Source organism: Pseudomonas sp. P8_241 (genome assembly GCF_034008315.1).
Classification (GTDB): Bacteria; Pseudomonadota; Gammaproteobacteria; order Pseudomonadales; family Pseudomonadaceae; genus Aquipseudomonas.
Genome location: NZ_CP125377.1, coordinates 1,390,676 through 1,402,327 on the forward strand (window position 1 = coordinate 1,390,676; position 11,652 = coordinate 1,402,327).

The window sequence follows — 11,652 nt, forward strand, 5'->3', positions numbered from 1 at the left end:
CCTTTCTATAGGCTGGGGTCGGTAGCGGGATCAGGCCGAGACGCGGGGGATGGTGTCATCGCTGCGCAGGGTGAAGATCTCGTAACCGGTGTCGGTCACCAACAGGGTGTGTTCCCACTGTGCCGACAGCTTGCGATCCTTGGTGATCGCGGTCCAGCCATCGCCCAGCACTTTGGTGTCGGCGCGACCCTGGTTGATCATCGGCTCGATGGTGAAGGTCATGCCGGCCTTCAGCTCCATGCCAGTGCCGGCGCGGCCGTAATGCAGGATCTGCGGTTCTTCGTGGAATACCTTGCCGATACCGTGACCGCAGAACTCGCGAACCACGGAGAAACCGTTCTTTTCGGCATGCTTCTGGATGATTTCGCCGATGTCGCCCAGGCGGCAGCCGGGTTTGACGATTTCAATCGCCTTGTACATGCACTCCTGGGTCACCTGGGACAGGCGCTCGGCCCAGACCGGTACGGAGCCGACGTGGAACATGCGGCTGGTGTCGCCGTGGTAGCCGTCCTTGATGACGGTGACGTCGATGTTCAGGGTGTCGCCATCTTTCAGTGGCTTGTCGTTCGGGATGCCGTGGCAGACCACATGGTTGATCGAGGTGCAGATCGACTTCGGGTAGCCCTTGTAGTTGAGCGGGGCGGGGATGGCTTTCTGCTCATTGACAATATAATCGTGACAGATCTGGTTCAGCTGATCGGTAGTGACGCCCGGCTTCACATATTCGGCAATCATTTCCAGTACGTCGGCGGCCAGTTTGCCGGCGACACGCATTTTTGCGATGTCCTCGGGGGTTTTGAGGTTGACGGTCATACAGGCTCTCTCTGCGCTCAAAGGCGCTTTCTAAACGGAAAGGGCGTTGCGCGATCGAACTTCGCAGCCCTGAAAAATGCGATTCTATCAGACGATCAGCGCAAATCTGCGCCTGAGTGCATCGCTTCTCTTTATAGAATGGTGCATTCTTGGCTGATTCCAAGGGGTCGCGCAAAGCGCCTGCCGGGATTTTTGAATCCGGGTTCCGTTTTTCCCTGTCTTATGATATAAAATGCGCCGCTTTCCGGGGATGCCCCGAAAAGCCTAAATCCACACACGTGTCGACACGATGACCTGGGTGCCTTCAGCTGAAGCTGCTGGTTGGTCATTGGGATACGTGGAGGCCAAACCCGACTTATTAAGGAACTATCATGTCCCAAGTCAATATGCGCGATATGCTGAAGGCCGGTGTGCACTTCGGTCACCAGACCCGTTACTGGAACCCGAAAATGGGTAAATACATTTTCGGCGCGCGTAACAAGATTCACATCATCAACCTTGAAAAAACCCTGCCAATGTTCAACGAAGCTCTGACTTTCGTAGAGCGTCTGGCCCAGGGCAAAAACAAGATTCTGTTCGTCGGCACCAAGCGTTCCGCTGGCAAGATCGTTGCTGAAGAAGCAGCACGTTGCGGTTCGCCGTACGTCGATCACCGCTGGTTGGGCGGCATGCTGACCAACTTCAAAACCATCCGTGCTTCCATCAAGCGTCTGCGTGACCTTGAAGTGCAAGCCGAAGACGGTACTTTCGCCAAGCTGACCAAGAAAGAAGCGCTGATGCGCTCTCGTGACCTGGAAAAGCTGGACCGTTCCCTGGGTGGTATCAAAGACATGGGCGGTCTGCCAGACGCTCTGTTCGTTATCGACGTTGATCACGAGCGCATCGCGATCACCGAAGCCAACAAGCTGGGCATCCCGGTTATCGGCGTAGTCGATACCAACAGCAGCCCGGAAGGCGTTGACTACATCATCCCAGGCAACGATGACGCAATCCGCGCTATCCAGCTGTACATGGGTTCGATGGCTGACGCGGTTATCCGTGGTCGCAACAACGTTGCCGGCGGCACCGTAGAGTTCGCAGCTGAAGAAACTCAGGCTGCAGCTGAGTAATTGACGCCCTGGCGTTGACTCAGTAAGCAAAAAGGGGGCTTGGCCCCCTTTTTGCCACCTCGAAAACCATTTGTCGGCGCCCACTGCTCTATCTGTAACGTGCGGCAGCTAACAAGGGTGGTTCGGGAAGAATTGAACGCCCGTTCGATCGGGTGGAATGGTTGAAAACCTATCCAAGAGGATTTTGAAATGGCAGAGATTACTGCAGCGTTGGTCAAAGAACTGCGCGAGCGTACCGGCGAAGGCATGATGGATTGCAAAAAGGCCTTGACCAAGGCTGGCGGCGACATCGAGAAAGCCATTGATGACATGCGTGCTTCGGGCGCCATCAAGGCTGCCAAGAAAGCGGGCAACGTTGCCGCTGAAGGCGCTATCGCCATCAAGGCTGACGACAAGGCAGCCGTGCTGCTGGAAGTCAACTCGCAGACCGACTTCCTGGCCCTGCAAGACGACTTCAAGAACTTCGTTGCTGCCAGCGTAGAAAAAGCCTTCGACGAAAAACTGACCGACGCAGCTCCGCTGATCGCGGCTCAGGAATCGGCTCGTGAAGCCCTGGTGGCCAAAGTTGGCGAAAACGTCAACATCCGTCGCCTGGTACGCGTAGAGGGCGACGTTGTCGGCACCTACCTGCACGGTAACAAAATCGGCGTTGCTGTTGTTCTCAAGGGCGGCGATGTTCAGCTGGCCAAAGAAATCGCCATGCACGTGGCGGCAAGCAACCCTGAGTTCCTGCTGCCATCGCAGGTTTCGCCAGAAGCCATCGAGCGTGAGAAAGCCGTATTCCTGTCGCTGAACGAAGACAAGATGAAAGGCAAGCCAGCAGAAATCGTTGAGAAAATGATTGCTGGTCGTATCACCAAGTTCCTGGCTGAAGCCAGCCTGGTCGAGCAAGCTTTCGTCATGAACCCGGAAATCACCGTGGGTGCATTGGCCAAGAAAGCCGGCGCTGAAATCGTTTCCTTCACCTACTTCAAAGTAGGCGAAGGCATCGAGAAGCCAGTCGACAACTTCGCGGAAGAAGTTGCTGCACAGCTGGCTGCCGCCAAGCAATAAGACGGTTTTTAACTGTCGCCCTGAAGAGGCTGCCCGCTCACGCGCGCAGCCTCTTTTCAGATGGGGTACCAATTTTTATTGGTTTCCCATTGGAACTGGCTTACAAAGCCATGTTCCGATGGCGCTGAAGCAGCGCCAAGCTAGAGTGAACGCCAGCTGAAAACAGCTCGCAAAGAATTTTTAAAATACGCCGCAGGAGAGATTCGCAATGGCTCAGCAGGGCAGTGGTTATCAGGCTCGCTATAAACGCATTCTACTCAAGCTTAGCGGCGAGGCCCTGATGGGCTCGGAAGAGTTCGGGATCGACCCGAAAGTTCTGGATCGCATGGCACTGGAAGTTGGCCAATTGGTCGGGATCGGCGTTCAGGTCGGTCTGGTCATCGGCGGCGGCAACCTGTTTCGCGGTGCAGCGCTCAGCGCTGCCGGCATGGATCGGGTAACAGGCGACCACATGGGCATGCTGGCCACTGTGATGAACGCCCTGGCTATGCGTGACGCGCTTGAACGTGCCAATATCTCGGCCATCGTGATGTCGGCCATTTCCATGGTGGGCGTGACCGATCACTATGATCGCCGCAAAGCCATGCGCCATCTGAATGCCAAGGAAGTCGTGATTTTCGCGGCGGGTACCGGCAATCCTTTCTTTACCACGGATTCGGCAGCCTGCCTGCGTGCTATCGAAATCGATGCCGATGTCGTGCTCAAGGCGACGAAGGTCGATGGTGTCTACACCGCTGACCCATTCAAAGACCCGCATGCCGAGAAGTTCGATCATCTGACCTACGATGAAGTGCTGGATCGCAAGCTGGGTGTGATGGATCTGACGGCCATTTGTCTGTGCCGCGACCACAAGATGCCGCTGCGCGTATTTAACATGAACAAGCCCGGCGCCCTGCTGAATATCGTTCACGGCGGCGCTGAAGGGACTCTGATCGAGGAAGGCCAACAATGATCAACGAAATCAAGAAAGACGCTCAAGAGCGCATGCAGAAGTCCGTCGAATCGCTGGCGCACAACTTCGGCCGTATCCGTACCGGCCAGGCGCACCCAAGCATTCTGGAAGGCGTGATGGTGCCGTACTACGGTTCCGATACTCCGATCAAGCAAGTAGCAAACATCACCGTCAAAGACGCCCGCACCCTGCAAGTGGTTGCCTTCGAGCGCAACATGCTGGGTGCTGTCGACAAGGCTATCGGTAGCGCAGGTCTGAACCTGAACCCGACCAACCTTGGCGAGCTGCTGCTGATCTCCATGCCGGCCCTGACCGAAGAAACCCGCAAGGGCTTCACCAAGCAGGCCCGTGACGTTGCTGAAGACGCTCGTGTTGCCGTGCGCAACATCCGTCGCGATGCGAACAGCCAGCTCAAGGATCTGGTCAAGGAAAAAGCCATCAGTGAAGACGAAGAGCGCCGCGCAACTGGCGAAATCGACGATCTGACGAAAAAATTCGTGGCAAAAATCGACGCGGATTTGGCGCAGAAAGAAAAAGACCTGATGGCCGTATAAGGGTCGAGTTTTCATGGAAAAGACCAAGCAGGCTGCGCCGTCTATAGTTCCGCGTCACGTCGCGATCATCATGGATGGTAATAATCGCTGGGCAAAAAAACGCTTTATGCCGGGAGTTGCAGGGCATAAGGCGGGCGTGGACGCGGTTCGCGCGGTCATTGAGGTGTGTGCTGAATCTGGGGTCGAAGTATTGACCCTGTTCGCGTTTTCCAGCGAGAACTGGCAGCGCCCGGTCGATGAAGTCAGTGCCTTGATGGATTTGTTCTTCAAGGCGTTGCGTCGTGAGGCCAAGCGCCTCAACGACAACAACATCAGTCTGCGCATCATTGGTGATCGCTCGCGCTTCCATCCCGAGCTTCAGGCGGCGATGCGCGAAGCGGAAGCCATGACGGCCGGTGCCAATCGTTTCGTTCTGCAGATCGCCGCCAACTACGGCGGTCAGTGGGATATTGCACAAGCCGCCCAGCGGCTGGCCCGGGAAGTCCAGGCCGGGCATCTGCGCCCGGAGGACATTACGCCGGAGCTGCTGCAGACCTGCCTGGCTACCGGCGACCTGCCATTGCCTGACCTGTGCATTCGCACGGGAGGCGAACACCGCATCAGCAACTTCCTGCTGTGGCAACTGGCCTACGCCGAATTGTACTTTTCCGACCTGTTCTGGCCGGACTTCAAACACGATGCCATGCGTAACGCGCTGGCCGATTTCGCATCCCGCCAGCGTCGCTTCGGTAAAACGAGCGAGCAGGTCGAGGCTGGAGCCCGGGTTTAATGCTTAAACAACGAATCATCACCGCACTGATCCTGCTGCCGATTGCCCTGTGCGGGTTTTTCCTGCTGGAGGGGTCCGGTTTTGCGCTGTTTATCGGTCTGGTCGTGACCCTTGGCGCCTGGGAATGGGCTCGTTTGGCAGGCTTTACCGCCCAGCCGATCCGGGTTGCTTATGCCGCTGTCGTCGCGGCAATTCTGTTTGTCTTGCACGTCCTGCCGGCCCTGGCCCCTTGGGTATTGGGGGCTTCGGTGTTGTGGTGGGGGGTAGCGACGTACCTGGTGCTGACGTACCCGCGCAGTAGCGAGCATTGGGCCAGTGCGGTCTGCAAGCTTGTCATCGGGCTGCTGATCTTGCTGCCGGCCTGGCAGGGCCTGGTTCTGATCAAGCAGGAGTCTTTGGGTAACTGGTTGATCATGGCGGTGATGGTGCTGGTCTGGGGGGCTGATATCGGGGCGTACTTTTCCGGTCGGGCCTTCGGCAAGCGCAAGCTGGCGCCGCAAGTCAGTCCAGGCAAAAGCTGGGAGGGCGTGTATGGTGGTCTGTTGCTGAGCCTGGTCATCACTGCACTCGTCGGTATTGCGCGTGACTGGAGCTTTTCTCAGATGCTGATGGGCCTGTTTGGCGCAGCAGTCATCGTGTTTATTTCGGTGGTCGGAGATCTCACGGAAAGCATGTTCAAGCGCCAATCCGGAATCAAGGACAGCAGTAACCTGCTGCCCGGCCACGGCGGTGTGCTGGATCGGATCGACAGCCTGACGGCGGCAATACCAGTGTTCGCCGTGCTGCTGTGGATGGCGGGACCATGAGTCACCCACAGCAGATTACCGTTCTGGGCGCTACGGGTTCGATTGGCCTGAGTACACTCGACGTCATTGCCCGGCATCCGGATCGTTATCAGGTTTTCGCCCTCAGCGGTTTCACTCGGTTGGCCGAGCTGCTGGCGCTTTGTGTGCGCCACTCTCCACGGTTTGCCGTGGTGCCCGAGGCCTATGCTGCCGTGCGCTTGCAGGATGATTTGCTCGCGGCGGGCCTCTCGACCCGCGTGCTGGTCGGTGAGGAAGGCCTTTGTCAGGTAGCGGCTGACCCGCAAGTCGATGCGGTCATGGCGGCTATTGTCGGGGCGGCGGGATTGCGTCCGACCCTGGCGGCAGTAGAGGCAGGCAAGAAGATTCTCCTGGCCAACAAGGAGGCGCTGGTCATGTCCGGCGCTTTGTTCATGCAGGCTGTGCGTAAAAGCGGTTCGGTATTGCTGCCGATCGACAGTGAGCACAACGCGATTTTTCAGTGCATGCCGCGGGATTTCGACCGTGGATTGAGTGCTGTCGGCGTGCGTCGGATTCTGCTGACAGCTTCTGGTGGCCCGTTCCGACAGACACCGATGGCTGAATTGGCCCATGTTTCACCTGATCAGGCCTGCGCGCACCCAAACTGGTCCATGGGGCGCAAGATTTCCGTTGATTCGGCCAGCATGATGAACAAAGGCCTTGAGTTGATCGAAGCTTGCTGGCTATTCGATGCCAAGCCATCCCAGGTCGAAGTAGTGATTCACCCGCAGAGTGTGATTCACTCGCTGGTCGACTATGTCGATGGTTCTGTTTTGGCGCAGTTGGGTAATCCAGACATGCGCACGCCAATTGCCAACGCTTTGGCCTGGCCCGAGCGAATTGATTCGGGGGTTGCCCCTTTGGACCTGTTCGCCATTGCGCGCCTGGATTTCCAGGCGCCTGACGAAGAACGCTTCCCGTGTCTGCGATTGGCGCGGCAGGCGGCTGAAGCCGGTAATAGTGCTCCTGCCATGCTCAATGCGGCGAATGAAGTCGCCGTGGCAGCGTTTCTCGACGGACGGGTTCGTTACCCGGAAATCGCGAGTATTATCGAGGAAGTATTGAATCTGGAGCCCGTAGTGGCGGTGGATGATCTTGAAGCAGTGTTCACGGCAGATGCGAAAGCGCGACTGCTGGCCGGGCATTGGCTCAGTCGTCACGGACGCTAAGTGCTGCGAACACGTTTGCCCCGGCAGCGGCGGATAGGATTGCGGAGAAAGTAAATGAGCGCGCTTTATATGATTGTCGGCACCCTGGTTGCACTGGGTGTGCTGGTTACCTTCCACGAGTTCGGCCATTTTTGGGTCGCGCGTCGCTGTGGGGTCAAAGTGCTGCGTTTCTCCGTAGGCTTTGGCATGCCGCTGCTGCGCTGGCATGACAAGCAAGGCACCGAGTTCGTGGTTGCCGCCATCCCGCTGGGTGGTTACGTGAAGATGCTCGACGAGCGGGAGGGCGAAGTACCACTCGATCAACTCGATCAATCGTTCAATCGCAAGACCGTCCGCCAGCGCATCGCTATCGTGGCGGCGGGACCGATTGCCAACTTTCTGCTGGCCCTGGTGTTTTTCTGGGTGTTGGCGATGCTCGGCAGCGAGCAGGTGCGTCCGGTCATTGGTGCCGTCGAGTCCGGTAGCATCGCGGCCAAGGCAGGCTTGAGTCGGGGGCAGGAGATCGTCGCCATTGATGGTGAAGCGACTTCTGGCTGGGCTGCGGTGAATCTGCAGCTTGTCCGCCGCCTGGGGGAAAGCGGTTCGCTGCAAGTCATGGTTCGCGAGCAAGGTTCTACGGCCGACTCTCCTCGGGAGCTGGCGCTGGATAAGTGGCTCAAGGGGGCTGATGAGCCTGATCCGATCCAATCCCTGGGTATCCGTCCATGGCGCCCGGCATTGCCGCCGGTGTTGGCCGAAATCGATCCAAAGGGGCCGGCTCAAACTGCCGGCCTGAAAACCGGTGACCGTTTGTTGGCCCTCGATGGCCGCTCGGTGGATGATTGGCAGCAGGTGGTGGATACCGTCCGTAAGCATCCTGATACCAAAATCATGCTGCGGGTCGAGCGCGACGGTGCTCAAATCGACGTCCCGGTAACATTGGCTTCGCGAGGCGAAAGCAAGTCTCCTAGTGGTTATCTGGGCGCTGGGGTGAAGGCGGTGGATTGGCCGCCGGAAATGATTCGCGAGGTCAGTTACGGTCCGTTGGCCGCGATCGGCGAAGGCGCTAGCCGCACCTGGACCATGAGTGTGCTGACCCTCGATTCACTCAAGAAAATGTTGTTCGGCGAGCTCTCGGTAAAAAACTTGAGTGGACCGATAACCATTGCTAAAGTGGCGGGCGCTTCGGCCCAGTCGGGTGTCGCTGATTTCCTGAATTTCCTTGCTTATCTGAGTATTAGCCTGGGTGTTCTGAATCTGTTGCCCATTCCTGTGCTGGATGGGGGACATTTGTTGTTTTATCTGATCGAGTGGGCGCGTGGTCGTCCCTTGTCAGATCGGGTGCAGGGTTGGGGGATACAGATCGGTATCAGTTTGGTGGTCGGGGTGATGTTGCTTGCTCTGGTCAATGATCTGGGTCGACTGTAACGCTTCGCTGAATTGCGAATCTGCCGCATTTTGCGGCAGTTTGTTTATTGCCAGTTGGAATAAGAAAGGACTTCATGAAACGTCTGCTGCTAACTGCGGTTCTCACCGTATTGATGATCGCCGAAGTTCACGCCGAGTCCTTCACTATCTCTGATATTCGCGTCAATGGCCTCCAGCGGGTCTCCGCGGGTAGCGTCTTTGGTGCTTTGCCGTTGAACGTCGGTGAACAGGCGGATGATCGTCGCCTGGTGGAATCCACTCGTGCGTTGTTCAAAACCGGTTTCTTTCAAGATATCCAGCTGGGCCGTGACGGCAACGTCCTGGTCATCACGGTAGTCGAGCGTCCATCCGTCGCCAGCATCGAGATCGAAGGTAACAAGGCGATCTCTACCGAAGACCTGATGAAAGGCCTCAAGCAATCCGGTCTGGCCGAAGGCGAGATCTTCCAGCGTGCAACGCTCGAAGGTGTGCGTAACGAACTGCAGCGTCAATACGTCGCCCAGGGTCGCTACTCGGCGACCGTCGACACCGAGGTGGTGCCGCAACCGCGCAACCGCGTCGCGCTGAAGGTCAACATCAACGAAGGTACCGTTGCCGCTATCCAGCACATCAACGTGGTGGGCAACACCGTCTTCCCTGATGAAGACCTGATCGACCTGTTCGAACTCAAGACAACCAACTGGTTGTCGTTCTTCAAGAACGACGACAAGTACGCCCGTGAAAAACTGTCCGGTGACCTTGAGCGTCTGCGCTCCTACTACCTGGACCGTGGCTACATCAACATGGATATCGCCTCGACCCAGGTGTCCATCACGCCGGACAAGAAGCACGTCTATATCACTGTCAACGTCAACGAAGGCGAGAAGTACACCGTTCGTGACGTCAAGCTGAGCGGTGACCTGAAAGTCCCTGAGGACCAGGTCAAGTCGTTGCTGCTGGTGCAAAAAGGCCAGGTGTTCTCGCGCAAGCTGATGACCACCACCTCCGAACTGATCACCCGCCGACTGGGTAACGAGGGTTATACCTTCGCCAACGTCAACGGCGTGCCTCAACCGCACGATGACGACCATACCGTAGACATCACGTTCGCTGTCGATCCTGGCAAGCGTGCTTACGTGAATCGCATCAACTTCCGTGGCAACACCAAGTCCGAAGACGAAGTGCTGCGCCGTGAAATGCGTCAAATGGAAGGCGGCTGGGCTTCGACCTACCTGATCGACCAGTCCAAGACCCGTCTGGAGCGTCTGGGCTTCTTCAAGGAAGTCAACGTCGAAACCCCGGCCGTACCGGGTGTCGATGACCAGGTCGACGTTAACTACAGCGTTGAAGAGCAGGCCTCCGGTTCCATCACTGCCAGTGTCGGTTTTGCCCAAAGCGCCGGTTTGATCCTCGGTGGGTCGATCACCCAGAACAACTTCCTGGGTACCGGTAACAAGGTCAGCGTCGGCCTGACCCGAAGCGAATACCAAACCCGTTATAACTTCGGCTTTGTGGACCCCTACTGGACCGCCGATGGCGTTAGCCTGGGTTACAACGCTTTCTACCGTACGACTGACTACGACGAGCTTGATGTCGACGTGGCGAGCTATGCGGTGGACAGCCTGGGTGCGGGTGTCAGCGTCGGATACCCGATCAGCGAGACTTCGCGTCTGACCTTTGGCCTGACGGCTCAGCAGGATGAGATCAAGACAGGTGTGTACACCGTTGACGAGATCTTCGACTTCGTTAACAAGGAAGGCGACAAGTATCTGAACTTCAAGGCTTCGGCCGGTTGGTCCGAGTCCACCCTGAACAAGGGCGTGCTCGCCACCCGTGGTCATTCCCAGAGCCTGGTGCTGGAATCCACGACGCCTGGCAGTGACCTGTCGTTCTTCAAACTCGACTACCGTGGCCAGTTGTTCCAGCCATTGAGCGAGAACTACACCATGCGCCTGCACACTGAGCTGGGGTATGGCGACGGTTATGGTTCGACGGATGGCTTGCCATTCTACGAAAACTACTATGCTGGTGGTTTCAACTCGGTTCGTGGCTTCAAGGACAGCACTTTGGGTCCGCGCAGCACGCCAAGTACCGGCAAGAACCCTGGCACCGCGCTCGACCCGGACCAGGATCCGCTGCCGTTCGGTGGTAACGTCCTGATCCAGGGTGGTGTGGAAGTTCTGTTCCCGCTGCCGTTCATCAAGGATCAACGCTCCCTGCGTACGTCGGTATTTTGGGATGTGGGTAACGTTTTCAACTCATCCTGCTCGGATACCACAAACGCGGATGGCACGAAGTCCAACACCAAGTGTGATGACATCAGCCTGAGCAATATGGCCAGTTCCGTTGGTGTGGGTGTGACCTGGGTCACCGCACTGGGTCCTCTGAGTTTTGCTTTGGCCATGCCGGTCAAGAAACCGGATGATGCTGAAACTCAAGTGTTCCAATTTTCCCTCGGCCAGACGTTCTAAGCGTCTGACCCAAGATAACGACAATGGATTTTGTAGGAGTGCATCGTGCGTAAGTTGACTCAATTGGTTCTCCTCGCTTCCGTACTGGTAGCAGGCCCGGCATTTGCCGACATGAAAATCGCCGTTCTGAACTATCAAATGGCCTTGCTGGAATCCGACGCGGCCAAGAAGTACGCCGTGGATGCCGAGAAGAAGTTCGGTCCTCAGCTGACCAAGCTCAAGACTCTGGAAAGCAGCGCCAAGGGTATTCAGGATCGTCTGATGGCTGGCGGCGACAAGATGCAGCAAGGCGAGCGCGAGCGTCTTGAGCTCGAATTCAAGCAAAAGGCCCGCGACTTCCAGTTCCAGTCCAAGGAACTGAATGAGGCCAAAGCCGTTGCCGACCGTGAAATGCTGAAGCAGCTCAAGCCGAAACTGGACAGCGCTGTGGAAGAAGTCATCAAGAAAGGTGCTTTTGACCTGGTCTTCGAGCGTGGCGCAGTGATTGATGTCAAGCCTCAGTACGACATCACGCGCCAGGTTATCGAGCGCATGAATCAGCTGAAGTAACCC

General features: G+C 57.1%; 11 protein-coding genes. 10 read left to right on the forward strand and 1 reads right to left on the reverse strand.

The window, feature by feature from the left end:
* Nucleotides 1–30: 30 nt before the first annotated feature.
* Complete coding sequence (gene map / locus QMK58_RS06165) at nt 31–813, reverse strand: type I methionyl aminopeptidase (protein WP_053159601.1); 783 nt, start codon at nt 811–813, stop codon at nt 31–33.
* A 371-nt stretch (nt 814–1,184) separates the two neighbouring features.
* On the opposite strand from map, the gene rpsB reads away from it, so the two are divergent.
* The 10 genes from rpsB (at nt 1,185) to QMK58_RS06215 (ending at nt 11,649) form a co-directional block, all read left to right on the forward strand.
* On the forward strand, nt 1,185–1,922 hold the full coding sequence (rpsB, locus tag QMK58_RS06170; protein WP_003222119.1) for a 30S ribosomal protein S2: 738 nt from the start codon (nt 1,185–1,187) through the stop codon (nt 1,920–1,922).
* Nucleotides 1,923–2,111: 189 nt separating this feature from the next.
* Nucleotides 2,112–2,975 (forward strand): translation elongation factor Ts, encoded by an 864-nt coding sequence (gene tsf / locus QMK58_RS06175; RefSeq protein WP_053159599.1) that lies wholly within the window; start codon nt 2,112–2,114, stop codon nt 2,973–2,975.
* Between the two features lie 208 nt (nt 2,976–3,183).
* Nucleotides 3,184–3,927, forward strand: coding sequence for a UMP kinase (gene pyrH / locus QMK58_RS06180; protein ID WP_003172271.1), 744 nt, complete (start codon nt 3,184–3,186; stop codon nt 3,925–3,927).
* Nucleotides 3,924–4,481, forward strand: coding sequence for a ribosome recycling factor (gene frr, locus QMK58_RS06185; protein ID WP_053159597.1), 558 nt, complete (start codon nt 3,924–3,926; stop codon nt 4,479–4,481). The genes pyrH and frr overlap by 4 nt, the downstream gene beginning before the upstream one ends.
* A 13-nt stretch (nt 4,482–4,494) precedes the next feature.
* Nucleotides 4,495–5,250 carry a polyprenyl diphosphate synthase gene (uppS, locus tag QMK58_RS06190; protein ID WP_053159595.1) on the forward strand — a complete coding sequence of 252 codons (756 nt, stop codon included), beginning with the start codon at nt 4,495–4,497 and terminating at the stop codon, nt 5,248–5,250.
* On the forward strand, nt 5,250–6,056 hold the full coding sequence (locus QMK58_RS06195) for a phosphatidate cytidylyltransferase (protein ID WP_320396005.1): 807 nt from the start codon (nt 5,250–5,252) through the stop codon (nt 6,054–6,056). Before uppS ends, QMK58_RS06195 begins: the two co-directional genes overlap by 1 nt.
* Nucleotides 6,053–7,243, forward strand: a complete 1,191-nt coding sequence (ispC, locus tag QMK58_RS06200; protein ID WP_053159591.1) for a 1-deoxy-D-xylulose-5-phosphate reductoisomerase — start codon at nt 6,053–6,055, stop codon at nt 7,241–7,243. The genes QMK58_RS06195 and ispC overlap by 4 nt, the downstream gene beginning before the upstream one ends.
* Nucleotides 7,244–7,297: 54 nt before the next feature.
* Nucleotides 7,298–8,650 carry a sigma E protease regulator RseP gene (rseP, locus tag QMK58_RS06205; RefSeq protein WP_053159589.1) on the forward strand — a complete coding sequence of 451 codons (1,353 nt, stop codon included), beginning with the start codon at nt 7,298–7,300 and terminating at the stop codon, nt 8,648–8,650.
* 74 nt (nt 8,651–8,724) lie between these two features.
* Nucleotides 8,725–11,100 (forward strand): outer membrane protein assembly factor BamA, encoded by a 2,376-nt coding sequence (gene bamA, locus QMK58_RS06210; RefSeq protein ID WP_053159587.1) that lies wholly within the window; start codon nt 8,725–8,727, stop codon nt 11,098–11,100.
* A gap of 45 nt (nt 11,101–11,145) precedes the next feature.
* Nucleotides 11,146–11,649, forward strand: a complete 504-nt coding sequence (locus QMK58_RS06215; RefSeq protein ID WP_007990260.1) for an OmpH family outer membrane protein — start codon at nt 11,146–11,148, stop codon at nt 11,647–11,649.
* The last annotated feature ends 3 nt before the right edge of the window (nt 11,650–11,652 follow it).